This is a genomic window from Streptomyces sedi (genome assembly GCF_006335015.1).
In the GTDB taxonomy this organism is placed as follows: domain Bacteria; phylum Actinomycetota; class Actinomycetes; order Streptomycetales; family Streptomycetaceae; genus Streptomyces; species Streptomyces sedi.
Window position 1 is genome coordinate 591987 of record NZ_VDGT01000001.1, and the last position, 24967, is coordinate 616953.

Below are 24967 nucleotides of genomic sequence, written 5' to 3' on the forward strand. Positions count from 1 at the left end.
TATTCGCCGGGCCTCGGGGTACGGTGGGCGCGAGGACGTGCCCCGGCGGGGTGCGTGTGGGTGTGCCGGGAAGTCTGGTCGGCGAGTCGTTGTCGTCGACCGCTGAGAAAGGCCCCGATGAACGCCAGCCCCTCCCCCGGCTCCCCCGGCTCCACTGACTCCTCAGGCTCTCCCGGCTCTCCCGGCTCCTCCGCGACGGCACGCGACCGCCGCTCGGTCGCCGAGTTTCTGCGCCTTGAGGTCACCGGCGGGATGCTGCTGCTGGCCGCCGCGGCCCTCGCGCTCTTCCTCGCCAACTCCCCGTGGAGCGCCGGATACGCGACCGTGCGCGACCACCATCTGGAGATCCCGTTCCTCGGACTCGACCTGTCGGTGGGCCACTGGGCGGCGGACGGCCTGCTCGCCGTCTTCTTCTTCGTCGCCGGCACCGAGTTGAAGCGCGAGCTGACCGTCGGCGAGCTGCGCCGCCCGGCCGCCGCCGCGCTGCCGGTGGTGGCGGCCGTCGGCGGCATGGTCACCCCGGCGCTGATCTATCTCGCCGTCGCGCTGCCGTCGGGCGGCGCGTCCGACGGCTGGGCGGTGCCGATGGCCACCGACATCGCGTTCGCGCTGGGTGTACTGGCCGTGGTCGGCCGGCGGCTGCCGAGCGCGCTGCGCACCTTCCTGCTGACGCTGGCGATCGTCGACGACCTGATCGCCATCCTGGTGATCGCCGTCTTCTTCACCTCAGAGCTGGACGTGCTGGCGCTCGCCGGCGCCGCCGCCGGCCTGCTGCTCTTCCGGCTGCTGCACGCCAGGGGGGTGCGCGGCTGGTACTGGTACGTGCCGCTGGCGCTCGCGGTGTGGACGTTGACCTACCACAGCGGGGTGCACGCGACGGTCGCCGGCGTCGCGCTCGGGATGCTGCTGCGCGCCACCCCGCGCGACGGCGAGGAGTCGAGCCCGGCCGAGCGCGTCGGGCATCTGGTGCACCCGTTCTCCGCCGGCCTGGCCGTGCCGCTCTTCGCCCTGTTCGCCGCCGGGGTGCCCGTATCGCCCGCGACGCTGGGCGAGATGGCGGGCGAGCCGGAGGCGTTGGGCGTGGTGCTGGGGTTGTTCCTCGGGAAGCTGCTCGGGGTCTTCGGCGCCACCTATCTGACGGCGCGCTTCGCCCGGGCCCGGCTCGACCCGCGGCTCGGCTGGCCCGATGTGGCGGGCGGCGCGCTGCTGGCGGGCATCGGCTTCACGGTGGCGCTGCTGATCGCGGAACTCGCCTTCGCCGACGACCCGGCGATGACCGAGCACGTGAAGGCCGCCGTGCTGCTGACCTCGCTGCTGGCGGCGGGCAGCGCCGCCCTGGTGCTCACTCTGCGTGGACGCAGGCTGGCCCGTTCCGGCGACTCAGCGTCACCGTAACGACCAGACAACGGTGTGCCCGTACGCCCGAATGGGCCCGCATAGATGTGAAGGCTCTGGGTAGCCGCGCGCCCATGGCTCCACCGACAAGAAGTTTTCTTCAGGACGGACACCGAGGGACCGGGCTCAGCCGCCGTTCTCTGCTGGCCGGTCTGGCGGTGTTCGGCGGCCTCGCGGCCACCGGGTGCAGCCGGGTGGCCGCCGAGGACGCGGTGGAGGGGGGAAACCTGCTCGATCGGCTGCGTGACCAGGGCAGCGTGAAGATCGGAATCGCCAGCGAACCGCCGTTCGGCTATGTCAACGACGACGGCGAGCCCACGGGCGAGGCGCCGGAGATCGCCAAGGTGATCTTCTCCCGCCTCGGCGTGGACAACGTCGAGGCGATCCCCGTGGACTTCAGCGCGCTGATCCCCGGGCTGAAGGCGCAGGTCTTCGACATCGTCTCGGCCGGGATGTACATCACGCCCGAGCGGTGCGCGCAGGTCCTCTTCGCCGATCCCGACTACCAGATGCCGGACTCCTTCATCGTCCCCGCGGGCAACCCGCTGGGAATCGCCAAGTACGAGGACATCGCCGAGCAGGGGCTGACCCTGGCGACCGGCCAGGCGTACGCCGAGATCGACTACGCGCTGGCCGCCGGCGTTCCCAACAGCAAGCTGCTGATCCTGCCCGACCAGGTCGCGGGCCTCGACGCCGTCAGCCAGGGCCGCGCGGACGCCTTCGCCGGCACCAACGTGACCGTGATGGACGTCGTCGAGGGCAGCAACCGGGTCGAGGCCACCGAGCCCTTCGTGCCCATCGTGAACGGCGAACCGGCCTACGGCGCCGGCGCGTTCGCCTTCCGTCCCTCCGAGCAGAACTTCCGTGACACGTTCAACGAGGAGCTCCACAAGCTCAAGGAGAGCGGGGAACTGCTGGAGATCATGGAACCCTTCGGCTTCACCGAGGCGGAGATGACCGACCTCACCGCTGAGGAGCTTTGCTGATGATGACCGAGGGGATGTTCGACAACTACTTTCTGCCGGGCATCTGGATCACGATCCAGGTGACCCTGTACAGCGCGGTGCTCGCCGCGGTGGTCGCGTTCACGGTCGGCACGCTGCGCACCTCGCGGCTGTGGATCGTGCGGTTCCTGGCGGGGACCTACTTCGAGATCTTCCGTGGCATGTCCTCGCTGGTGCTGATGTTCTGGCTGGTCTTCTCGCTGCCACTGCTGCTGGAGTGGCGACTGGTGCCGATGTTCGCCGGCGTGCTGGCGCTGGGTCTGACCTACGGGGCGTACGGCTCCGAGGTGGTGCGCGGCGCGCTCGCCGCCGTGCCGGAAGGGCAGCGCGAGGCGGGGGTCGCGCTGAGCTTCACCCGGTGGCAGCGGCTGCGGCGGATCGAGATCCCGCAGGCCCTGCCGGAGATGATCCCGCCGTTCAACAACCTGCTGATCGAGCTGCTCAAGGGCACCGCGCTGGTCTCCGTCATCACCGTGGCGGACATGACCTACGCGGGCAACCTGGTCCGGCTGGGCTCCAACGAGTCCGCGCCGATCTACACGCTGCTGCTGGTGCTGTACTTCGCGCTGGCGTTCACGCTGACCCGCGGGATGCGGGTGATCGAGCGCAAGGCGAACGCGAACGTCGGCCGGCCGCAGCAGCGCCGCGGCCTGCTGGCCAAGCTCTCCCTGCGGGAGAGCGCCAATGAGGGTTCGGGCGCGCTGACCACGGGGGGTGCGGCCAAGTGAACTGGGACTGGGAGATCGTCAACGACTTCATGCCCTCGTTCTGGGACGGGGTCCTCGTCACCCTCCAGGCGTTGGTGCTGGGAAGTCTGATCGCTTTCGGGCTCGGCCTGGTCTGGGCGATGGCCCAGCGCGCGCCGTTCGCCTGGGTGCGGTGGCCGGTGACCGCGCTCACCGAGTTCGTCCGGAACACCCCGCTGCTGGTGCAGCTGTTCTTCCTCTACTACGTGGTGCCCGAGTGGGGTCCCTCGATGTCGGCGCTGACGACCGGCATCATCGGCCTGGGCCTGCACTACTCGACCTACACGGCCGAGGTGTACCGGGCGGGCATCGACGGCGTGCCCGTCGGCCAGTGGGAGGCGGCGACCGCGCTGAGCCTGCCGCGCGTGCGCACCTGGGTCGCGGTGATCCTGCCGCAGGCCATCCGCCGTGTCGTTCCCGCGCTGGGCAACTACGTCATCGCGATGCTGAAGGACTCCCCCATGATCGCGGTCATCGGGGCGATGGAGATGCTCGGAGAGGCCGAGAACTTCAGCAATACCACCTTTACCACCGAGGCCTACACCATCGTCGGCATCGCCTTCCTGGTCATCGCCTACCCGGCCTCTCTGCTGATTCGAGTTCTGGAGCGTCGTCTTGCCCTCACCAGCTGAAAACCCCGAGAACGTGAAGAAGACCCAGGACACCGAGTCCGCCGAGCCGACCGTGGCCGACACCTCAGCCGACTCCGCCGACTCCGCCGACTCGGCCGAGTGCCGCGCGGCCGGCAGCGAACTGGTCAGGTTCGACAAGGTGACCAAGCGGTTCGGCGACGTGACCGTGCTTGACCAGTTGGACTTCCGGGTCGAGACCGGCAAGCACGTCACGCTGATCGGCCCCTCCGGCTCCGGCAAGACCACGATCCTGCGGCTGCTGATGACCCTCCTCACCCCGGAGGAGGGCACGATCAAGGTCGACGGCCAGTACCTCACCCACGAGGAGCGCGACGGCAAACTGGTCAAGCCGGGCGAGAGGCACGTGCGCGAGGTGCGCAAGAAGATCGGCATGGTCTTCCAGCACTTCAACCTCTTCCCCAACATGCGGGTGCTGCGCAACGTGATGGAGGCGCCGGTGCACGTGCTGGGCCTGTCCAAGGACGAGGCCGAGGAGCGCGCCAAGGAACTGGTCGAACTGGTCGGTCTCACCGAGCACCTGGACAAGTACCCCAGCCAGCTCTCCGGCGGGCAGCAGCAACGGGTCGCCATCGCCCGCGCGCTGGCGATGCGCCCGCAGGTGCTGCTGCTGGACGAGGTCACCTCCGCGCTCGACCCGGAGCTGGTCGCGGGCGTGCTGGACGTCCTGCGGGACATCGCCCTCTCCACCGACATCACCATGCTGGTGGTCACCCACGAGATGTCCTTCGCCCGCGACATCTCGGACGCGGTGCTGATGTTCGACAAGGGGAAGATCATCGAGTCCGGTTCGCCGGAGAAGATCTTCAGCGAGCCGGAGCACGACCGCACCAAGGAGTTCCTCTCGACGGTGCTGTGACTCCGCTTCGGCCCCCTGTCCTGGCCGAACGCCCCCTGGGCCGCCGCCCGTCGGCCGCGGCCGGGGACCGGACCCGGTGGTGTGTCGTTCCTGTGTGAACCGGCGCACCACCGGTGTCGTTCTCGCTACTCTGGGGAGGCTCAGCCCCCTCGTGTCCTCCCGGACGCGTGGCCCTTGTGAACGCTGGCAGGAGGACGACGTGGCGACAACGCCCGGCCGCACGGCTCCGTTTCACTCCGTGCGCTACGCTCTGCGGCTGCTGGAGACGATCGCCGGGCATCCGGACGGCATACCCGGCGGCGAGCTGGGGCAGGCCACCGGGCTGCCCCCGGACCAGCAGGAGTATCTGCTGAGGATGCTGCTCGCCGAGGGCTATGTGGAGGAGCCCTTCGACGGGGTCTACGCGCCTGGCCGGACGCTGCTGATGCTCGGCGGCGCGGGCGACGACGGCGAGGAGAGCCGCCGACGCTTCCGTGATGAGCGGCTCCAGTCCGCGCTCGACGCGCTGCGCGACTCCCTGGACGCGCCGGTCTATCTGGCCCGTTACGCCGACGGCGAGTTGGAGGTGCCGCAGGTCTCGGACACCCCGCGGGCGCCGGTGGTCAACGAGTGGGTCGACTTCCGCTCCGCCGCGCACGCCACCGCGATCGGCAAGTGCCTGCTGAGCCAGCTCGACCACGACGGCCGCCAGGACCACCTCACCCGCCATCGGGCGGCGCGGCTCACCTCCCGCACCATCACCGACCGCAGGGTGCTGCTGAGCACCCTGGAGCGGCAGCCGCCCACCATGCCGGTGCTGGACTTCCAGGAGTACGCGATCGGCACGCTGTGCGCGGCGGTGCCGCTGACGGCCGGCGCCACGGTGGGCTGCCTGGCGCTCTCCCTGCCGGTCGGCCAGGCCCACCGACTGCGTGAGGCCGCCGAGGAGTTGAACCGTCAGGCGGCCACCACGCTGCTCTCGCTCACCATCTGAGCCGGGGGAGACCGCCTCAGCCCTTGGGCGCGGCCTGCTGGACCACTTCGAGCGACCACAGCTCGGACCCGGTCGCCGCGGGCCGCCGGCCCTCGCCGCCCCCGCCGTGGGCCTGCCGCATCGAGCCTTCGGCCCAGGCGCGGTAGTCCTCCTCGCTCCGCCAGCGGGTGTAGACGAGGTAGCGGTCGGTCCCCTCGACGGGTCGCAGCAGCTCGAACCACTCGAACCCGTCCTGTCCCTCCACCATCCCGGCCCGGCCGGCGAACCGCCGTTCCAACTCCTCCCGCTGCTCGGCGGGGACCTCCAGCACGTTGATCTTCACCACGGACACCCGAACGTCTCCTCAATGCGTTGAGCCTCCGGCCCCGCCCGGCTCGTGCGGAGCGGGCCGCCGGCCCCCAGTCTGCACCCGGCGGAACGTGCCGACGTCGAGCCCCCGGTCTTGGCCGCCGGCCCGGCGGCAGCGATAGCGTGTAGATGACCCGCTTCTGGTTTTTCCTTTCGGAGGATCGCCCATGGCAACCACACGCACCGCGACGACCAACTGGGAAGGCTCCCTCATGGAGGGCGCCGGCAAGGTGAACCTGGACTCGTCCGGGGTCGGCACCTTCGACCTGACCTGGCCCTCGCGCGCGGAGAGCCCCGAGGGGCGGACCAGCCCCGAGGAGCTGATCGCCGCCGCGCACTCCGCGTGCTTCTCGATGGCGCTCTCGCACGGGCTGGCCGGCGCCGGCACCCCGCCGGAGACGGTGCGGACCTCCGCCGACGTCACCTTCCAGCCGGGGACCGGCATCACCGGCATCGTGCTGAAGGTCCAGGCGAGGGTGCCGGGGCTGTCGGCCGAAGGCTTCCAGGAGGCGGCCACCACCGCCAAGGAGAACTGCCCGGTGAGCCAGGCGCTGGCCGGCGTCACCATCACGCTTGAGGCCGAACTCCTCGACTGAGGCGCCGCTTCCGGCCCCCGGCACCCGTTCCGTCGGCGGTGTCGGGGGCCTTCTCGTGCGGGGTGCGGCCGGAGGGATTCGAACCCTCACGCGCGCGAGGCGCACTGGGACCTAAACCCAGCATGACTGCCAGTTCCATCACGGCCGCTCGTGCGGGCGATTCTACGACAGACGTCCGCGACGACCACGCCCGCGAACGACGCGGAAGACGGCCCCCGACACCCCGCCGACGGAACGGCGGGCCCGGCCGGCGACGGCCAGCGGTTCAGCGGCTGTTCAGCGGTTCAGCGGCGGTTCAGCAGCGGTTCAGCCGCCCAGCGCCCGGGTCACCGCGTGGATCACCAGTCCGGCGAGCGCGCCGATGACCGTGCCGTTGAGCCGGATGAACTGGAGGTCGCGCCCGATGTGCAGCTCGATCTTCCGCGAGGTCGTCGGGGCGTCCCAGGCCGCCACCGTGTCGGTGATCAACGAGGTGATCTGCGCCCGGTAGCCGGAGACCACATGGACCGTCGCGTCGGCGACCCAGCCGTCGAGCTTGGCGCGCAGCCGGTCGTCCGAGGCCAGCCGCCCGCCGGTGCTCAGCACCGCGACCCGCGCGCGCAGCCGCAGCGCGCTGCGCTCGTCCTCCGCCGAGGCGAGGATCATCGCCCGCAGCGCGCCCCACGCCGAGGCGATGAGGTCCTGCACCGCCGGCCGGTTGAGCAGGTCGTTCTTCACCCGCTCGACGCGCTCCCTGGTCTCCGGGTCGTGCTGCAACTGCTGGGCGAAGTCGGCGAGGAAGCGGTCGACGGTCTCCCTGGCCGGGTGGTCCGGCTGGTCCTTGGCCTCGGTGACGAAGCGCAGCAACTCGCGGTAGACCCGCTCGCCGACCCTGCGGTCGACGAACCTGGGCGTCCAGCCGGGCGAGCCGCCGGCGACCGCGTCGAGCACCGCGTCCCGATGGGTCGTCAGCCAGCCCTGCGCGGCCTCCAACAGCAGGTCCACCAACCGGCGGTGGCCCTCGTCCGCGATGGTCCGCTCCAGCAGCCGGCCCAGCGTCGGGGCGATCTCCTGCGCCTCGGCCCGCCGGGTGATCGACTCGGAGAGCACGGCCTGCACGTCGGCGTCCCGCAACACCCGCAGCCCGCCCCGCACCGCCGTGGCCAACTCGGCGGTGACGCGGTCCGCGTTGTCCGGCACGGCGAGCCAGTCGCCCAGCCGCTGCGAGAGCTCGACCGAGCGCAACCTGTCCCTGACCACCTGCTCGGAGAGGAAGTTCTCCCCGACGAACTCCCCCAGGGACTGGCCCAGCTGGTCCTTCTTGGTCGGGATGATCGCCGTGTGCGGGATGGGCAGCCCTAGCGGTCTGCGGAAGAGCGCGGTCACCGCGAACCAGTCGGCGAGCGCGCCCACCATCCCGGCCTCGGCCGCCGCCGCGACATAGCCGGCCCAGGCGCCGGCGCCACTGTGCTCGGCCCAGGTGGCGAGGGCGTAGACCACGGCGACCAGCACCAGCAGGCCGGTGGCCACCGCCTTCATCCGGCGCAGCCCGCGCAGTCTCAACTCGTCCGCGGCGGTGAGCACGCCGGCGGGGCCCGCTCCCTCGCCCCGCACGCCACGCTCGCCCCGCACGTCGCGCTCCCCGGCGCGCTCGACCTCCTCCGCGCGCTCGCCACGCTCCGCTTCCTCGGCGCGCTCGGCGTCCTCGGTCCGCATCCCCGTCACTCCCTCCGCGTTCGCCGTGGGCAACGACCCGTGCCCCACGCGTCGTTCCCGCATCATCCCCCCTCGGGCCGTTTCTGCCCCATTCGCCATCCACAGGGCCGGTGTGATCATTCACAAGCTGTGGAGGGTTTGGTACGGCCGTACGAGTGACGCGTGGGATCATCGACGCGTGGGAGAGGTCAGTAAGCGAGGAGTCTTCGGACTGCTCGCCGCTTTGCTAGTGATACTGCTGGGGGTCGCCCTCGCCATCGGCACGGGGCGGGGCGAGAGAGTGGACATCGCGGCGCCGACGCCTTCGGCGCCCGAGGTGGTGCCCGCCGCGCGCGGGGAGTGGGTCGGCACCTGGTCGGCCGCGCCCTCGGGCGCCGAGCCCGGCACCGCCGACGGCTTCGCCGGCCAGACGATCAGGAACGTGGTGCGCACCTCCGTCGGGGGCAGCGGCGTGCGCGTCGAGCTGTCGAACAGGTACGGCGACCAGCCGGTGACGTTCACGAACGTGACCGTCGCGCTCTCCTCCGCGCTCGGCGGCGCGGCGGCGCACGAGGGCACGATGCACCGGGTGACGTTCGGCGACGGCCGCTCGGTGACGGTGCCGCCCGGGGGGTCCGTCATATCCGACGCCACCCCGCTGGAGCTGCCGCCGGCCGCCGACCTGTTGGTCTCCCTCTACTCGCCCGAGCCGTCCGGCCCGGTCACCTATCACCGGATGGCCCAGCAGGGGAACTACCTGGCCGTGGGCGAGCAGACCAGCCGGCTCTCCGGCACCGGTTTCACCAGGACCTCCGACGTGTGGCGCTATCTGACGGGCGTCCAGGTGCTCACCGCCCAGGCCGACGGCGCGGTGGTCGTCATGGGCGACTCGTTGACGGACGGGATCACCTCCACCCCGGACGCCAACCGCCGCTGGACGGACAGGCTCGCCGCGCGGCTGCGCGACGACCCCGACGCCCCCGACCTGGCCGTGCTCAACCAGGGCATCAGCGGGAACCGGCTGCTGCGCGACGGCCCGCCGGACCGCCTGTTCAACGGGGCGAGCGGGCTCAGCCGGCTGCACACCGACGCGCTGCCCCAGCCGGGCGCCCGCACGCTGGTGGTCCAGTTGGGCATCAACGACATCCTGTTGGAGCCCCGCGCCACGGACCCGTTGGCGATAGCGCACGGCCTGCGGCGGCTGGCCGACGAGGCGAGGGCCGAGGGGATGCGGGTACTGGGCTGCACGCTGGCGCCGTTCGGCGGGCACCCGGCGTGGACGCCCGAGTGGGAGGAGATACGCCTGCGGGTGAACGACCAGATCAGGGCGGGCGGGGTGTTCGACGCCGTGGTCGACTTCGACGCGGCGCTGGCGGACCCGACGACCCCGCACCGGCTGCTGCCCGCCTTCGACTCGGGCGACGGTCTCCACCCCAACGACCGGGGGTTCCACGCGATGGCCGAGGCGGTCGACCTCGCCGAGCTGCTCGACCACACGACGGACGCCCAGGCCCTCTGACCGCCCGGAGGCGCGCGGCGCGACGGCCCGCAGCCGCCCCGTTCGCGCCCCGTCGGCCGACGGGGCCAACGGGTGAGACGGCGCACCCGTCCGGGGGACAGCGGACGCGCCGGTGAGGTGCGGGGCGCGGGGGTTTCGTTACGCACGGTGCGAAAGTGTTTACCCAAGGCAGATAAAAGCACCGCCGACGCACCGAGACCCAGGTCGTGACGAGGGCCCCATGAGCGACGCAAGCCCGCCCAGCAGCAGCGACGACGAACCTTCCCCGGACGCGACCCCCGAGGCCGGCACCCCGTCCGCCGCCTCGCCCGCCCCCGGGCAGGCCCCCGAGACCGACGCGTCCGGGACGCGCTCCGCGCGTTCCCGCTTCGGCGGCTGGCCCGGGTGGGCGCCGCGCCCGCCGCGCCCACCCGCGCGCCGCCGCACCGGCTGGCGCCGGCTGGTGCCGACCTGGCGGCTGGTGCTGGTGGCCGGCGCCGTCGCCCTCGTCGCCCTGCTCGGCTCGCTGATCGCCGGCTATCTGCTCGTCGACATCCCCGAGCCCAAGTCGGCCGCCGCAGCCCAGAGCAACGTCTATCTCTACGCGGACGGCAGCCAGTTGGCCCGCGTCGGCGAGATCGACCGGGAGAACGTGGACCTCGACGACGTGCCCGAGCACGTGCGCCACGCCGCGCTCGCCGCCGAGGACCGGGACTTCTACCACGCGCCCCCGGTCGACATCGGCGCCATGGCACGCGCCGGGTGGAACATGATGCGTGGCGGCGGCCGGCAGTCCGGATCGACCATCACCCAGCAGTATGTGAAGAACTACTACCTCGACCAGCGCCAGACCGTCACCCGAAAGGTCAAGGAGCTGTTTATCGCGGTCAAGCTCGATCGCGAGGTGAGCAAGGACGAGATCCTGGAGGGCTACCTCAACACCAGCTACTTCGGCCGCAACGCCTACGGCATCCAGGCCGCCGCCCACGCCTACTACGGCAAGCCGGCGAAGGAGCTGAACGCGGCGGAGGGCGCCTACCTGGCCGCGTTGCTCAACTCCCCCAACGCCTACGACGTCCGGGCCAACCCGGGCGCCCGCGAGCGGGCCGAGGCCCGTTGGGAGTACGTGCTGGACGGGATGGTCTCCGAGGGCTGGCTGGAGGAGGAGGAACGCGAGGGGATGCGTTTCCCCGAACCCCAGGACCAGAACCCGTCGGCCGGCCTCGACGGTGAGCGCGGCTATCTGGTGGAGGCCGTCAAGCGGCACCTCGACGAGCGCGGCATCGTCGACGAGCACCAGCTCGCCGCCGGCGGCTACCGCATCACCACCACCATCGAACCCGCCCGCCAGCGCGCCCTCACCGACGCGGTCGACGCCCAGCTGGAGACCGCGCTCAACGAGGAGCGCGAGCAGGACAGCTGGGTCCGCGCGGGCGCCAGCTCCGTCGACACCGAGACCGGCCATGTCGTCGCCATGTACGGCGGCCGGGACTATGTCGAGCAGTACGTCAACAACGCGACCCGCCGCGACTACCAGGCCGCCTCCACGTTCAAGCCGTTCGTCTACGCCGCCGCGCTGGAGAACGACTCCACCAACCAGAAGGGGGAGCTGATCGGCCCCTCCACCAAGTACGACGGTCGCAGCGGTCGCGAGGTGGTCTCCCGCGACGGCAGCGGCACCGGCTGGGCGCCGGAGAACGAGTCCAACCGCGACTACGAAACCGTCCCCGTCAGCGAGGGCATGGACAAGTCGATCAACGCGGTCTTCGCCCAGATGGGCGTGGACGTCGGCCCCGAGCTGGTGCGGGACACGGCGGTGGCCCTCGGGCTGCCCGAGGCGACGCCCGGGCTGACCGAGGCGGACGCGTCGATCTCGCTGGGCACCGCGACGCCGAGCACCCTGGACATGGCCGGCGCCTACGCGACGCTGGCGCGGCACGGCGAGCACCGGGAGGTGCTGCTGGTCTCCGAGATCACCAAGGACGGCGAGACCGTCGACCTGCCGGAGCCCGAGCGGGGCGAGGCGATCTCCCGGGAGGCGGCCGACGGCACCACCGCGATGCTGGAGGCCGTGGTCCGCGGCGGCACCGGCACGGCGGCGGCCAGCTCCGGACGCCCCTCGGCAGGCAAGACCGGCACCGCGGAGAACGACCGCGCGGCCTGGTTCGCCGGTTTCACTCCCGAACTGGCCACCGTCGTCGCCATCTTCGGGCAGGACCCGGAGACCGGCGCGCAGCGCGAGCTGTACGGGGCGGCCGGGCAGGAACGCATCAGCGGCGGCGGCTTCCCCGCCAGGATCTGGGGCCAGTACACGCAGGCCGCGTTGGAGGGGCAGCCGGTGACCGACTTCGAGCTGCACCAGCCGGAGCGCCGCGAGCACGACGACAGCGACCTGGACGGCGACGAGGACGACCCCGACTCCAGCTCGGACCCGGACTCCGAGGACGGCCCGGAGTCGGACCCCGACTCGGACTCGGACTCGGACTCGGAGGAGAGCGACGGCCCCGAGGGGTCGACGGGCCCGGAGTCGGACCGGCCGAGCACACCGGGCGGCAGCGCCGAGCCCGGCGGCTCCGGCTCGCCGAGCGCCCCGGACAGCCCGGGTTCGCCGGAGAGCGGCGGCGGTGCGGGGACCCCGGACGACAACCCGCCGGCGGTCGAGGACAACGCGCCGGCCGACCCGGGCGGTGCCGTCACCCCCGGCCAGGGCGCGGTCAGGGAGGAGCCCGCCGACACCGACCCGGCCACCGACGCCGACCGGGCCGCCGCCTCCGGCGGTTGACCGGGGGCGACGGCCCGGCGGAAGGGGTCGTCAGGGGATTCGGGGGGGGCGGACGACGGGGGCGCTACAGGTAGAGGCCCGTCGAGTCGTCGGAGCCCTGGAGCCGCTCGGCGGCCACCGCGTGCAGGTCACGCTCGCGCATCAGGATGTACATCACGCCGCGCACCTCGACCTCGGCGCGGTCCTCCGGGTCGTAGAGCACCCGGTCGTTCGGCTCGACGGTGCGGACGTTCTGCCCGACGGCGACCACCTCGGCCCAGCTGAGCCGGCGGCCGACCTGGGCGGTGGCCGGAATGACGATGCCGCCGGTCGACCGGCGTTCGCCCTCGGCGCTCTCCGCCCTGACCAACACCCGGTCGTGCAGCATTCGGATGGGCAGCTTGTCGTGGGTGGGATGGGAACTCACGGAACGACCGTATCTCAGGGACGTGTCGTCGCGACGACCGGAGTCGGTGCGCGGACGGACTCCGCGCTAGCGGCGGCGACGGCGCGAGGAGAGCACCAGCAGCCCGGTGACCGCGACGGCCAGCACCGCGACGGGGATGACCCGGTCGAGCCGGGGACCGCCGTCGGCGGAGACCAGCTGGGCGCGGACGCTGTCCACGGTGCGGGTCACGGCGACCGAGGCCTTCCCCGTGGTGCGGTCGACGGCACCGGCGGCCCTGGCCTTGACGTCGCCGACGATGGTCGCGGGGTGCACCCGGACCGCGATCTCGTCGAGGGTCACGGCGAGGTTCTCCCGCCGGCGGGCGAGCCGCTCCTCGATCTCGGCGGCGCTCCTGGCTGCTTCCGGCACGTCGATGCCTCCATCGTCCACACGGTCAACGGTTGTGGGGTTACGGCACAGTGTGTCAGCTCGACCAGGGCGATGCGCGTCGGATACCCCGATTAGGCTGGGTGGCGCACCGTTGAGCACGTGCACGACGGCACCACGACGAGACCACGACGCCACACCGCACGCTGAGGAGCACCGCGATGAGCGAGCGCCTGCAACCCGGGGACACCGCCCCCGCGTTCACCCTGCCCGACGCCGACGGCAAGCCCGTCTCGCTGGCCGACCACGCGGGCCGCAAGGTCATCGTGTACTTCTACCCGGCGGCGCTCACCCCCGGCTGCACCAAGCAGGCCTGCGACTTCACGGACAACCTGGAGCTGCTGGCCGGCGCCGGGTACGACGTCATCGGGGTCTCCCCCGACAAGCCGGAGAAGCTGGCCAAGTTCCGCGACAAGGAGGACCTGCGCGTCACCCTGGTCGGCGACGAGGACAAGGCGACGCTGACCGCCTACGGCGCGTTCGGCGAGAAGAAGATGTACGGCAGGACCGTCACCGGCGTCATCAGGTCCACGGTGATCGTCGACGAGGAGGGCAGGGTCTCCCGGGCGCTGTACAACGTGCGGGCCACGGGGCACGTGGCCAAGCTCATCAGGGACCTGGAACTGTAGGGCCGACCGGACTTTTGGAAGGCGGAGGCGTCGTGGCGGAGCGAAAGCCGATCGAGTCCTGGCTGACGGACATGGACGGGGTGTTGATACACGAGGGGGTGCCGATCCCCGGCGCCGAGGAGTTCCTGCGGCGGCTCCGCGAGTCGGGGATGCCGTTCCTGGTGCTGACGAACAACTCGATCTACACCCGGCGCGACCTCCAGGCGCGGCTGACCCGGATGGGGCTTGAGGTCCCGGTGGACGCGATCTGGACGTCGGCGCTGGCGACGGCGCAGTTCCTGGACGCGCAGCGGCCGGGCGGTTCGGCGTATGTGATCGGCGAGGCGGGGCTGACCACGGCGCTGCACGACGTGGGCTACGTCCTCAGCGACGTCTCGCCGGACTACGTGGTCCTCGGCGAGACCAGGACGTACAGCTTCGAGGCGTTGACGAAGGCCATCCGGCTGATCAACGACGGCGCGCGGTTCATCGCCACCAACCCGGACCACACCGGCCCCTCGGCGGAGGGCGCGCTGCCGGCCACGGGGTCGGTGGCCGCGTTGATCACCAAGGCGACGGGCCGCGACCCGTACTTCGTGGGCAAGCCGAACCCGCTGATGATGCGCACCGGGCTGAACATGATCGGCGCGCACTCGGAGACCAGCGCGATGGTCGGGGACCGGATGGACACCGACGTGCTGGCCGGTCTGGAGGCGGGCATGGAGACGTTCCTGGTGCTGACGGGGCTGACCGAGCCGCACGAGATCGACCGCTTCCCGTTCCGGCCCTCGGCGGTGGTGGACTCGATCGCGGATCTGGTCGACCGCATCTGACCGCGTCTGACCATGTCTGAACATCTGACCGCCGACGGCGGGTGAGGGGGCGCGCCGGTCGGGTTCTGACCCGACCGGCGCAAGCGTGAGCGGCTGCGGATGCGGCGGGCGACGCCCCGGGAGACCTTCGACGGGTAACCACCCGGGAGGTTGGACATGGGCATCACCCGCTCACTGACACTGACCCTGTGCGCCGCGGCGACCGTGACGGCCGCGGTCGGCGCCGCCCCGGCCCGTGCCGCCGACGGGCGGTCGGGCGAGGGGGACGCGGTACTGGTCACCCCCGCCAGGCCACTGCCCGGTGAGGGCGTCGGGCTGCTGGTTCCCGAGTGCGCGGGGGCCGAGTCGGGAGAGGCCGTCTCGCTCGCCTTCTCCGGCACGGTGCGGCTGACGCCTGGCCAGCCGGGCGGCGGGCTCGTCGGCGAGGCGAGGATCGACGCCGAGACGGTGCCGGGCCACCACCCGATCCAGGTCACCTGCGGGCAGCCGGACGGCGCGCTGTACGGGCTGGTCACGGTGGGCGGCGGCGCCCCCGCCGCCGACCACGCGGGCGGCGGCGGCGACCCGACGGCCGAAGGCCCCGAGCCGCTGGGCGCACCCGCATCCGAACCGACACCCGAACGGGGCGGGCGCGCGGAAGACGGGGAACGCGGCGAGCAAGGGGAACGCGGCGAGCACGGCGAACGGTGCGGGCCCGGCCACGAGAAGCCGGAGAGGCCGGAGAAGCCGGAGCACACCGACCGACCGGGACACACCGAACGCCCCGAGCACACCGAGCACTCCGAACGCCCCGACGACCGGCGCGACGGCGAGGGCCGGGGAACGGGCCACGGCACGGGCCACGGCACGGACGAGCGTTGCCGCCACGACGGCGGCCGGGAGCACGGTGCCTCGCCCTCAGCGCCGGTGCGGGCCGGCGGCGGGGGCACGGCCGCGAGCCTGTCGTCGACTCCCGCGCAGCCGGCGGTGAGTTGGGGCGACGCGCTCCCCGCGAGCCTCGCCCTGCTGGCCGGCGGCGGCGCGACCTGGGCGGTGCGGCGGCTGCGGTCGCGTTCCGGTTCCAGGGCCGGCAGGTGAGCGGCGGCGACCGGGGAAGGGCCGGCGTCGGGGCGCTGACCTCGCTGGTCGCCTGGACGGTGCTGCTGTGCGGGCTGTGGCTGTGGGCCCGCGACATGACGGGCGGCCCCGGGCTGCCGCCGCTCGCCTTCGGCGCGACGGCGGGCCGGGCCGAGGCAGGGGCCGGGGCCGGGCGCGCCGAGCCGGCCGAACTTCCGCCGCCCCGCGCCCCGTTGGCCGGCGACGCGGCGCCCGAGTCGGTGACGGTCGACGCGGCGGGGGTGACGGCGGAGGTGGTGCCGCGCGGGCTTGACGGGGACGGCGGAGTGGAGGCGCCGCCGTTCGAGGCGCCCGAACTGGTCGGCTGGTACGCGGACGGCGCCGCGCCGGGTGCCGAGGGCGCCGCCGTGCTGGTGGGTCACCGGGACACCGAGAGCGCCCCCGCGGTCTTCCACGAACTGGCCGATGTCGAGCCGGGCGACCGGGTGCGGGTGCGCCGCACGGACGGCCAGGTGGCGCTCTTCACCGTGGACGACGTGCGCACGGTCCCGCGCGCCGGCTTCGACCCGGACGAGGTCTACGGCCAACGCACCCGGGGCGCGGCCGAGCTGCGCCTGCTGACCTGCGGCGGCGCCTTCGACCCGAACGGGGGCGGCTACGCGGCCAACGTGGTGGTCTCCGCCTATCTGACCGGCGTCGCCGTCTGAACGACCGGCCCGGCGCGGTGCCCGTTCAGCTCCCCGAGGGGACCAGCTCCGCGACGAGGGGGGCCAGCGCGCGGAAGGCGAGGCCACGGTGGCTGATCGCGTTCTTTTCCTCGGCGGTCAACTCGGCGCAGGTGCGGTCGGAGTCGGTCGGCTGGAGGATCGGGTCGTAGCCGAAGCCGCCCGCTCCGGCGGGCTCCCGGCGAAGCGTGCCGGTCAGCCGGCCCTCGGTGACCCGTTCCCTGCCGTCCGGCAGCGCGAGGGCCGCCGCGCACGCGAAGTGCGCGCCCCGGTGCTCGTCCGGCACGTCGGCCAGCTGGGCGAGCAGCAGCTCCAGGTTGGCGGTGTCGTCGCCGTGGCGTCCGACCCAGCGGGCGGAGAAGATTCCGGGCGCCCCGCCCAGCACGTCCACGCAGAGCCCGGAGTCGTCGGCGACGGCGGGCAGCCCGGTGGCCCGCGCGAGCGCGTGGGCCTTCAGCAGGGCGTTGGCCGCGAAGGTCACCCCCGTCTCCTTGACGTCCGGCACCTCGGGGAAGGCGTCGGCGCCGAGGAGTTCGAGGGTGACCCCCGCCTCACCGAGGATGGCGCGCAGCTCGGTGACCTTGTGTGCGTTGCGGGTGGCGAGAACGAGTCGGTCCATGCCCGCGATTATGGCCCGCCGGCCGGGCGGCTACGTCGCCGGCGTGCGTTCGGCCAGCACCCGCACGTCCCAGGGGCCGAGGGCGAGGCGTTCGCCCGCCGCCAGCTCCGTTCCGCCGGTCAGCTCGGTGGCGGCGGTGGGCACGGTGAACTCCCCTTCCTCCCATGACCAGTTGTGCACGAAGTGCAGCCGGGTCCCGTCCTGGGCTGTGGCCCCGGTGACCGTCTGGCTGGCGCCGCCGGGGCGCCAGCCGTCGTCCGCGCCGCTCCGCGCCGCGCACCAGCGGAGCACGGCGGCGGCGAGCGCCGGGTCGGGAACGGTGCCCAGCGTCGTGATCCGGCCGGCGTGGTGGGCGCGGGTGGTCACGGCGGCGAACCGGCCGAAGTGCGGGTGGTCGTAGCCGGCCAGCACCTCCGCGTCGGTGGGCGTCAGCCCGTCGACCCAGCGGGTGGCGAACGCCTCGTCGGGCAGCGTCAGTTCCGATCCGGGCGCCGGGCTGACCGGCAGCGGCTCGCGGAGGGTGGCGATCTCGTCGTACCAGGCGCCGGCGGCCGTGTCGAGCAGCGCGGGCTTGCGTTCCCGCCGGGCGCGCACCTCCTCGTCGCCGTAGCCGGTGCGCACCCCGAGCAGCAGATGGCCGCCGGCCGCCGCGTACCGCTCCAGCCAGCCGAGCAGCGCGTCGTCCGCGACCAGCAGCCCCGCGGCCACCAGCACCGGGTGGCGGTCGGCCACCTCGGCCGGGTCGGCCTCGGCGAGCTGTTCGGCGTGCAGGATCGCGACCTGCCGGCCGGCGTCGAAGGCGCCTCGGTAGAGCGCGTCGAAGACCGCGTGGTAGGAGTCGCGGTCGCCGCCGGAGCCGTCCGGCAGCGGCAGCATGGGGTAGTCCTCAAGGGCCCACTTGGAGTCCGTCGAGTAGACCAGTGCCACGTCCGCGTCGGGGACCACTCCGGCGACCAGTTCGCCCGCCCGCTCGAACTCGGCGCCCAGCGCGGCCAGTTCGCGGTAGACGCGGCCGGGTTCCTGGCTGTGCGGGAGGATGCCGCCCCAGTAGGTCTCGGTGCCGTAGTGCAGCGTGTGCCAGTGCCAGTACTCGATCATCCGGGCGCCGCGGGAGACCAGCGCCCAGGCGGCCTGGCGCCACTGCCCGTCCCAGGCGGGTTCCATCGTCCAGGAGGGGCCGATGGCCTGGGCGTTGGTCTCGGTGACCAGGAACGGCTCCTGCCGGGAGGAGTACATCCGGTCCGCGGAGCGGTAGAGCGCCCACACCCCGTGGGTGGTCCACCCCTGGGACGCGGAGCCGGTGTCGGGCAGGGTCAGCGCGTCCCGCATCGCGTAGTACGGGTTGCCGGCGGTGACGTCGAGTCGCTCGGTGAGCCGCTGGTCGTGGACGGCGGGGCGGGCGTAGGCGATACAAGTGGTCACGAACTGGTCAGGTCGGGCCAGCTCCCTGACCACTTCGGCCTGCCAGCCGATGAACTCGGTGGTCAACTCGCCCTGGAACCGGCGCCATGCCAGGTCGTACTGCGGCTGGCCGTTGGCGTCCGGCGTCCACAGGTCGGCCCAGGTGGACAGGCGATGTGACCAGTAGGTCAGGCCCCAGGCCCGGTTCAGCTCCTCGACGGTTCCGTAGGTGGTCCGCAGGTGGTCGACGAAGCGCTGGAAGACGCCCCGGTTGTGGAGGATCTCGTTGCCCGGCTCGTTGTCCACCTGGTAGCCGATGACGGCCGGGTGGTCGGCGTAGTGGGTGACGATCCGCCGGATCACCCGCTCGGCGTGGAAGAGGAACGCGGGGTGGGTGTGGTCGATCTCCTGCCGGATGCCCCAGCCCATGGGCTGGCCGGTGCGGCGTTCGGCGTTGATCTCGGGGTGGGCGCGTTGCAGCCACGGCGGCACCGCGTAGGTCGGGGTGCCCAGGACCACGGAGATGCCGCGCGCGTGGGCGCCGTCCAGCACCGGCCGCAGCCAGTCGAGGTCGAAGACGCCGGGCTCGGGTTCCCAGGTCGACCAGACGGACTCGCCGACCCGGACCACGCTGAACCCGGCCTCCCGCATCAGGTCGAGGTCGGTGTCGAGTCGCGGGGTCGGCTGGTACTCGTGGTAGTAGGCCGCGCCGAAGAGGACCCTGTCGGGGAGCTTGGACATGCCTGCCTTTCGTGACGGTCCGCCGCTTGTCCGGGTGCCCGCCGCCTGGGCGTTCACCCCTTGACCGCGCCGGCGGAGAGCCCCTCAAGCAGCTGCTTGCGCAGCAGCAGGAAGACCAGGATGGTGGGCACCGAGGCCAGCACGGCCCCGGCCATCACCAGGTCGTAGGAGCGGTTCTCGGCGCGGAAGAGGATGTTGAGACCGAGCGGGATCGTGTACTGGTTGACGTCGGAGAGCAGCACCAGCGGCCACATGAACGCGTTGTAGCTCTGGAGGAACTGCCACACGGCCAACGCGCCGAGCGAGGGGCGCAGCAGCGGCAGGACCACCCGCCAGAAGGTGCCGAACTCGCTGCTGCCGTCGATCCTGGCGGCCTCGATGATCTCGTCGGGGATGGACTGGACGATGTACTGCTGCATCATGAAGATGCCGAAGGCCGGCGCCACCCACGGCACGATCAGCGCGAACCACGGGTTGGACAGCCCGGACTTGACCACCAGGATGAACAGCGGGACCAGGATCACCGCGAACGGCACCGACAGCGAGCTGAACATCACCCCGAAGAGCACCCGCTTGCCGGCGAACCGGAACTTGGCGAAGCCGTATCCGGCGAGCGCGCAGACGAAGACCGCGACGGTGGTGGCCAGCAGCGCGGTGACCACGCTGATGGCGAACCAGTTCCAGAACGGCTGGGTGTCCAGCAGCGTCCGGTAGTTGTCCAGTGTGGCGGGGCTCGGTATGAGCTTGGGCGGGTACTCGAAGATGTCGCCCCTCGGCTTGAACGAGGAGCTGATGGCCCAGACCAGCGGCGCGACGAAGATCAGCAGCAGCACGGTGAGCGTGGAGTAGAGCGCGACCTTTCCGGAGCGGCTCATCCCCCCGCGCCCCGCGCGTCGTCGGGGCTCGCGGGTCTTCCGGGTGACGGCACGGGTGCTCATTCGGCCCTCCCGATGGCCAGCAGCCGGTTGAGCAGTTGGCTCACGGCGAAGACGACGACGAAGAGCACCAGCCCGGCCGCCGCCGCGTAGCCGAACTGCTGGCGTTGGAACGCGGCCCGGTAGACGAACATCGCGACGCTCAGCGTCGCCTCGCCGGGACCGCCGTTGGTGATCAGATACGGCTCGTCGAAGAGCTGTGCGGCGCCGATGAACGAGGTGACCACCACGAACGCGGTCACCGGCTGGATCGAGGGCAGGGTCACGGTGAAGAAGCTGCGGATCGCCCCCGCGCCGTCCAGTTCGGCCGCCTCGTAGAGGTCCTTCGGCACCGCCTGGAGCGCGGCGAGGAAGAAGATGGTCAGATAGCCGACCCAGCGCCACAGGACCACCACGGCGACGGTGGACTTCGCCCAGTCGGGGTCGCCGATCCAGTCGACCCCGCCGCCTCCGAAGAGCGCCTTCAACACGGAGTTGACCAGTCCGTACTGGGTGTCCAGCAACAGGCTGTAGACCAGTGCGATGACGATCGGCGAGAGCACCATCGGCACGAAGAACGTGACCCGGAAGAGGTCCCTGGCCCGCAGCCCCTTGGTGTGCAGCGCCTGGGCGAGCAGCAGCGCGCAGGGCACCACGACGAAGACGCTGACCAGTACGTAGAGCGTGGAGTTGGCCAGTGCGGTGTGGAAGCTGGTGTCCCTGGCCAGGTCGAGGAAGTTGCGCAGCCCGACGAACTTCGGGGTGCCGAGGCCGACCCACTCGGTGAGGCTCAGGCCGCAGGCGACCAGGATCGGCACGATCATGAAGAGCACGTACAGCACGTAGAACGGGGCGATGAAGGCGTAGGGAGCCCACATGCGCCGCCGCCCGCCGCCCCCCGGAGGGGGCGACTCGGAGGACGCGGCCCGGGGTGGGGGCGTCGTGGTGGGGACGGTCAACTGGGCTCCTCAGTCGCGGGAGTTGCGGGTCTGACCCCGGAAGTCCTCGGCGGTCCTCGCCAGCGCCTCACGCGGGGAGATGTCCCCGTGGTACGCCTGGAGCAGATAGCCGCTGAGCACGGTGTCGAGGGTGGACTTGTCGGCGCTGAGATGGATCGACGGCGCCTCGTCGATCAGGTCGCGGTAGACCTCGAAGGTGGGTTGACCACCGCAGAACTCGTCGGGGATGGCGAGGAGTTCGGGGTCCTCGTAGACCGAGCGACGGGTCGGCAGATAGCCCAGGTCGCGAAAGCGCCTGACCTGTTCGGAGGGGGTCAGATAGGCGGCCTTGACCAGTTCGACTCCGGCCAGGGTGTTCTCCTTGCCGCGTGTCACCCCGAAGCCGGTGCCCCCGGTGAACGAGGTGCGCACCCCGCCGCTCCGGAACGCGGGCAGCGGCCTGATGCGCCACTGGCCGGCCTGCTCGGGGACGTTGGGCTCAAGACCGTAGATCCGGTACCAGGTCGCCATCCACTGCCCGAGCACCGCGCCGCTCTTCAACGCGGCCTGCATCGGCGGGTGCAGCAGCCCGGCGACGCTGCTGAGGAAGCCGGTGCGCAGCCCCTCGGCCAGGAAGCCGAGCACCTCCTCGGCCTCGGGCGACTCGATGGCCAGCGCGCCGTCCTCGTCGAAGAACCGGCCGCCGCGTTGCAGCAGCAGCATCTCGAACCCCTGGGTGTTGACGCCGGCCTCGCTGCCCACCGGCACCGCGCCCAGCGAGACGCCGTGCCGCTCGTGCGCCCTCGTGCCGGCCTCCGCGAGCTCCTCCCAGGTGGCCAGGTCGGTGGGGATGCCGAGCCGTTCGAACTCGGACTCCCGGTAGTAGTAGACGACCAGCGGGGCGTCCGAGTCGAGGGCGTAGAGGCGCCCGTCGCGGCTGAACGGCGCGGTCCTGGAGGGCAGCAGGTCGTCGGCCGCGTCCCCGAGGTCACCGCTCAGGTCGGTCAGCAGCTCCTCGGCGAGCACCCCGCGCAGCAGCCGGGGGAAGGCGCCGATCTCGAAGCCGGCGACGTCGGGGGTGCCGCGGCCGGCGATGGCCTGGGCGATGGCCTTGGTCACCAGGTCCTCGGCGCCGGCGCGGCTCAGCCGCAGGCGGTAGCGGAAGTCGCTGGCCCGCTCGGCGATCTCGGCCGAGACCTCGAAGAAGTCCGCGTACGCCTCGTCGTGGGTCCAGAACGCCAACTCGACGTCGCCGGAGGCGCGGGGGTCGGCGTTCTGCCCGCCGGCGCAGGCGGCGAGCCCCGGTGTCAGCGCGGCGGCGGCCCCGAGGCCGGCGCCGGCCCGCAGCAACGCGCGTCGGGAGAGCGGGCCCTGGGGTGGCGGCGGGGCGCCGCTCGGGCGTCGGTAGCGGGAGAACTTCGGGACCTGTGCAGCCACGCCACCAGCTCCTTTGCCAGCGTGCTCACGCCGGCCCGCCTGGTACCGCGACCGGCCCGCCACACGCTAGGAACGGTTTTCGGCCACCGTCAAGAGTCGTGTTCGAGAAATCGTGATTCGTTCGGCCAGGCGAACGAGGGTTCCGCTCGCCGTGCCGGATCGTCGCCCCCACCTCGGTGGACGGTTCCCCGCGCCCCTCCACGCCGGTGGGCCGGCGGGGGAGCGCGGGGAACGGTGCGCTGCGTCGGTCAGGACGCGCAGGCGGAGGTCAGTTCGTCCGCCGCGTCGCTCAGCGGCGACAGGTCGGGGGACTCGCCGTCCGCCACCCCGTCGCGCACGTTGGCGAGGGCGTCGCCCACCGACTCCGCGGCTGCCCGGACGTCCGTGTCCGAGACGTCGTCGGTCAGCTCGTCCAGGTCACGTTCCGCCTCGTCGGCCGCGTCGACGAACCCGGTCGGGTCGTCACCGTCGATCGCGCGCCCCAGCGTCTCCACGCTGCTGGAGACGTCGAGCGCCAACCGCCCGCAGTCCACCGCCCGGTCCAGGTCGCACCCCAGGGTGCCCAGCGCGGCCGTTATCGCCAACGTGCCGCCGGCCAGCCCCATCCTGATGGTTCGCACCATCAACTCCCCTCCATCGGGCGGAGGTTCCGCCCTCGTTACGCTCACTACCCCCGTCCGGCCCCGACAACGTCACGTGGACCGGCCGTCACCCCTCGGCCAGCGCCGCACGCTGCGCCTCGGCGAGCCTGGTGCAGCCGCCGACCGCCAGGTCCAACAGGGCGTCCAGCTCGGCGCGTTGGAACGGCGCGCCCTCGGCGGTGCCCTGCACCTCGACGAAGGCGCCGGTGTCGGTGCAGACCACGTTCATGTCGGTCTCGGCCCGCACGTCCTCCGTGTAGGCGAGGTCGAGCAGCGGCTCCCCGTCCACGATCCCGACGCTGACGGCGGCGACCTGACCGGTCAACGGCTCGTTCTTGCCCCTGACCAGCTTCCGCCCCCTGGCCCAGGACACGGCGTCGGCCAGCGCCACATAGGCGCCGGTGATGGCCGCCGTCCTGGTGCCGCCGTCCGCCTGGAGGACGTCGCAGTCCAGTACCACCGTGTTCTCGCCCAACGCGCGGAAGTCCACCACGGCGCGCAGCGAACGCCCGATCAACCGCGAGATCTCGTGGGTGCGCCCGCCGATCTTCCCGCGCACCGACTCCCGGTCGCCCCTGGTGTTGGTGGCGCGCGGCAGCATCGCGTACTCGGCGGTGACCCAGCCCTCCCCGCTCCCCCGCCGCCAGCGGGGCACCCCCTCGGTGAAGCTGGCCGTGCACAGCACTCTGGTGTCGCCGAAGGAGACCAGTACCGATCCCTCGGCGTGCTTGCTCCAGCCGCGTTCGATGGTCACGGGGCGGAGCTGGTCGGCCGTCCGGCCGTCGATGCGTGACATGGATCGACCCTATCCGGCGTCCGGCCTGCGCCGATCCCCGGATTCCGGTCGGGCGGGGCCGCACGGCGAACGGGCCGGCGGCGCGCCGCCGACGCCGCCTCAGACCACGTAGACGGCACCGGGGCGGGCCAGTTCGACGGGGCCGTCGAAGGCGGACTTGGCGTCGCGCAGGTTCACCTGGGCGTCGGTCCACGGCGGGACATGGGTGAGCACCAGCCGGTCGGCGCCGGCCCGTTGGGCGCAGACGCCGGCCTCAAGACCGTTGAGATGCACCCCGGGCGCGTCCTCCTTGCCCTGGGTGAAGGACGCCTCGCACAGGAACAGGTCGACGCCGCGCGCGAGACCGTCCAGCCCCTCGCAGTTGCCCGTGTCGCCCGAGTAGCAGATCGAACGGCCGGCGTACTCGATCCGGAAACCGTAGGTCTCCACCGGGTGGTTGACCCGCGCGACGCGGACCGTCAGCGGCCCGAGGACCAGGTCCTCGCCGGCCTCCAGGTCGTGGAAGTCGAAGACCTCCCGCATCGACGACTCGTCCGGCACGTCGTCGTAGGCGGTGATCAGCCGCTGTTCGGTGCCGCCCGGCCCGTAGACCGGCACCCGCGGCGGCCGGCCGCCGTCGTGCCGGTAGTAACGGGCCACGAAGTAGCCGCACATGTCGATGCAGTGGTCCGGATGGAGATGGCTGAGCGCGATGGCGTCGATGTCGTACAGCCCGCAGTGCTTCTGTAGCTCGCCGAGGGCGCCATTGCCCATGTCAAGGAGCAGCCGGTAGCCCTCGGCCTCGATGAGGTAGCTGGAACAGGCCGAGTCAGGGGCCGGGAACGACCCCGAGCAGCCGACGACGGTGAGCTTCATAAACGGGGGAACCTCCGTAGTGGGGTTCGAACGACTCTAAGTCGCCAAGCGCCCCGCCGCGCCT

General features: G+C 72.2%; 25 protein-coding genes and 1 tRNA gene. 13 read left to right on the plus strand and 13 right to left on the minus strand.

What is annotated here, in order from left to right; translation table 11 throughout:
- Window positions 1-117 precede the first annotated feature (117 nt).
- From nhaA to FH715_RS02390, 6 genes are all read left to right on the plus strand, one after another.
- Window positions 118-1395 (plus strand): Na+/H+ antiporter NhaA, encoded by a 1278-nt coding sequence (nhaA, locus tag FH715_RS02365; RefSeq protein WP_139640282.1) that lies wholly within the window; start codon window positions 118-120, stop codon window positions 1393-1395.
- 74 nt (window positions 1396-1469) lie between these two features.
- Window positions 1470-2381: an ectoine/hydroxyectoine ABC transporter substrate-binding protein EhuB gene (ehuB, locus tag FH715_RS02370; RefSeq protein ID WP_139640283.1), complete on the plus strand. Its 912-nt coding sequence runs from the start codon at window positions 1470-1472 to the stop codon at window positions 2379-2381.
- 2 nt (window positions 2382-2383) lie between these two features.
- On the plus strand, window positions 2384-3127 hold the full coding sequence (gene ehuC, locus FH715_RS02375) for an ectoine/hydroxyectoine ABC transporter permease subunit EhuC (RefSeq protein WP_139640411.1): 744 nt from the start codon (window positions 2384-2386) through the stop codon (window positions 3125-3127).
- A complete protein-coding gene (gene ehuD / locus FH715_RS02380) occupies window positions 3124-3777 on the plus strand; it encodes an ectoine/hydroxyectoine ABC transporter permease subunit EhuD (protein WP_139640284.1) in 654 nt (217 codons plus the stop codon). Before ehuC ends, ehuD begins: the two co-directional genes overlap by 4 nt.
- Window positions 3778-3829: 52 nt before the next feature.
- Window positions 3830-4654: an ectoine/hydroxyectoine ABC transporter ATP-binding protein EhuA gene (gene ehuA / locus FH715_RS02385; protein ID WP_139640412.1), complete on the plus strand. Its 825-nt coding sequence runs from the start codon at window positions 3830-3832 to the stop codon at window positions 4652-4654.
- Window positions 4655-4853: 199 nt separating this feature from the next.
- Window positions 4854-5627, plus strand: a complete 774-nt coding sequence (locus FH715_RS02390; protein WP_139640285.1) for an IclR family transcriptional regulator — start codon at window positions 4854-4856, stop codon at window positions 5625-5627.
- A gap of 16 nt (window positions 5628-5643) precedes the next feature.
- On the opposite strand, the gene FH715_RS02395 is transcribed toward FH715_RS02390, so the two are convergent.
- Window positions 5644-5958, minus strand: coding sequence for an antibiotic biosynthesis monooxygenase family protein (locus FH715_RS02395; protein ID WP_139640286.1), 315 nt, complete (start codon window positions 5956-5958; stop codon window positions 5644-5646).
- A 184-nt stretch (window positions 5959-6142) separates the two neighbouring features.
- Between FH715_RS02395 and FH715_RS02400 the strand changes: the two genes are divergently transcribed.
- Window positions 6143-6571, plus strand: a complete 429-nt coding sequence (locus FH715_RS02400; RefSeq protein ID WP_139640287.1) for an OsmC family peroxiredoxin — start codon at window positions 6143-6145, stop codon at window positions 6569-6571.
- Window positions 6572-6634: 63 nt separating this feature from the next.
- On the opposite strand, the gene FH715_RS02405 is transcribed toward FH715_RS02400, so the two are convergent.
- Both FH715_RS02405 and FH715_RS02410 read right to left on the minus strand, forming a co-directional pair.
- Window positions 6635-6719, minus strand: a tRNA-Leu gene (locus FH715_RS02405).
- A 158-nt stretch (window positions 6720-6877) separates the two neighbouring features.
- A complete protein-coding gene (locus tag FH715_RS02410; protein WP_139640288.1) occupies window positions 6878-8266 on the minus strand; it encodes a DUF445 domain-containing protein in 1389 nt (462 codons plus the stop codon).
- A 178-nt stretch (window positions 8267-8444) separates the two neighbouring features.
- On the opposite strand from FH715_RS02410, the gene FH715_RS02415 reads away from it, so the two are divergent.
- Both FH715_RS02415 and FH715_RS02420 read left to right on the plus strand, forming a co-directional pair.
- Window positions 8445-9764, plus strand: a complete 1320-nt coding sequence (locus tag FH715_RS02415) for an SGNH/GDSL hydrolase family protein (protein WP_139640289.1) — start codon at window positions 8445-8447, stop codon at window positions 9762-9764.
- Window positions 9765-9984: 220 nt separating this feature from the next.
- Window positions 9985-12525 (plus strand): transglycosylase domain-containing protein, encoded by a 2541-nt coding sequence (locus FH715_RS02420; protein WP_139640290.1) that lies wholly within the window; start codon window positions 9985-9987, stop codon window positions 12523-12525.
- A gap of 64 nt (window positions 12526-12589) precedes the next feature.
- On the opposite strand, the gene FH715_RS02425 is transcribed toward FH715_RS02420, so the two are convergent.
- Together FH715_RS02425 and FH715_RS02430 are read right to left on the minus strand one after the other, a co-directional pair.
- The gene (locus FH715_RS02425) at window positions 12590-12892 is read right to left on the minus strand and encodes a GroES family chaperonin (RefSeq protein ID WP_139640413.1); all 303 of its coding nucleotides are present in this window, start codon (window positions 12890-12892) and stop codon (window positions 12590-12592) included.
- A gap of 105 nt (window positions 12893-12997) precedes the next feature.
- A complete protein-coding gene (locus tag FH715_RS02430) occupies window positions 12998-13342 on the minus strand; it encodes a DUF3618 domain-containing protein (RefSeq protein ID WP_246108494.1) in 345 nt (114 codons plus the stop codon).
- Window positions 13343-13500: 158 nt separating this feature from the next.
- On the opposite strand from FH715_RS02430, the gene bcp reads away from it, so the two are divergent.
- From bcp to FH715_RS02450, 4 genes are all read left to right on the plus strand, one after another.
- A complete protein-coding gene (bcp, locus tag FH715_RS02435) occupies window positions 13501-13968 on the plus strand; it encodes a thioredoxin-dependent thiol peroxidase (RefSeq protein WP_139640291.1) in 468 nt (155 codons plus the stop codon).
- A 32-nt stretch (window positions 13969-14000) separates the two neighbouring features.
- Window positions 14001-14780, plus strand: coding sequence for an HAD-IIA family hydrolase (locus FH715_RS02440; protein WP_139640292.1), 780 nt, complete (start codon window positions 14001-14003; stop codon window positions 14778-14780).
- Between the two features lie 156 nt (window positions 14781-14936).
- On the plus strand, window positions 14937-15857 hold the full coding sequence (locus FH715_RS02445; protein ID WP_139640293.1) for a hypothetical protein: 921 nt from the start codon (window positions 14937-14939) through the stop codon (window positions 15855-15857).
- Window positions 15854-16543, plus strand: a complete 690-nt coding sequence (locus tag FH715_RS02450) for a class F sortase (RefSeq protein WP_139640294.1) — start codon at window positions 15854-15856, stop codon at window positions 16541-16543. The genes FH715_RS02445 and FH715_RS02450 overlap by 4 nt, the downstream gene beginning before the upstream one ends.
- 25 nt (window positions 16544-16568) lie before the next feature.
- Here the strand turns inward: FH715_RS02450 and rdgB are convergent, their stop codons facing one another.
- From rdgB to FH715_RS02490, 8 genes are all read right to left on the minus strand, one after another.
- A complete protein-coding gene (gene rdgB / locus FH715_RS02455) occupies window positions 16569-17180 on the minus strand; it encodes an RdgB/HAM1 family non-canonical purine NTP pyrophosphatase (RefSeq protein WP_139640295.1) in 612 nt (203 codons plus the stop codon).
- A 30-nt stretch (window positions 17181-17210) separates the two neighbouring features.
- Window positions 17211-19322 carry a beta-galactosidase gene (locus FH715_RS02460; RefSeq protein ID WP_139640296.1) on the minus strand — a complete coding sequence of 704 codons (2112 nt, stop codon included), beginning with the start codon at window positions 19320-19322 and terminating at the stop codon, window positions 17211-17213.
- 53 nt (window positions 19323-19375) lie between these two features.
- A complete protein-coding gene (locus FH715_RS02465; protein WP_246108495.1) occupies window positions 19376-20260 on the minus strand; it encodes a carbohydrate ABC transporter permease in 885 nt (294 codons plus the stop codon).
- Entirely contained in the window at window positions 20257-21195 is a 939-nt protein-coding gene (locus FH715_RS02470; protein ID WP_246108496.1) for a carbohydrate ABC transporter permease, read from the minus strand. Before FH715_RS02470 ends, FH715_RS02465 begins: the two co-directional genes overlap by 4 nt.
- Before the next feature lie 9 nt (window positions 21196-21204).
- Complete coding sequence (locus FH715_RS02475; RefSeq protein ID WP_246108497.1) at window positions 21205-22611, minus strand: ABC transporter substrate-binding protein; 1407 nt, start codon at window positions 22609-22611, stop codon at window positions 21205-21207.
- Between the two features lie 248 nt (window positions 22612-22859).
- Window positions 22860-23234 (minus strand): hypothetical protein, encoded by a 375-nt coding sequence (locus tag FH715_RS02480; protein WP_139640297.1) that lies wholly within the window; start codon window positions 23232-23234, stop codon window positions 22860-22862.
- A gap of 85 nt (window positions 23235-23319) precedes the next feature.
- Window positions 23320-24048 carry a ribonuclease PH gene (gene rph / locus FH715_RS02485; protein ID WP_139640298.1) on the minus strand — a complete coding sequence of 243 codons (729 nt, stop codon included), beginning with the start codon at window positions 24046-24048 and terminating at the stop codon, window positions 23320-23322.
- A gap of 99 nt (window positions 24049-24147) precedes the next feature.
- Window positions 24148-24903 carry an MBL fold metallo-hydrolase gene (locus tag FH715_RS02490; protein ID WP_139640299.1) on the minus strand — a complete coding sequence of 252 codons (756 nt, stop codon included), beginning with the start codon at window positions 24901-24903 and terminating at the stop codon, window positions 24148-24150.
- Window positions 24904-24967 lie beyond the last annotated feature (64 nt).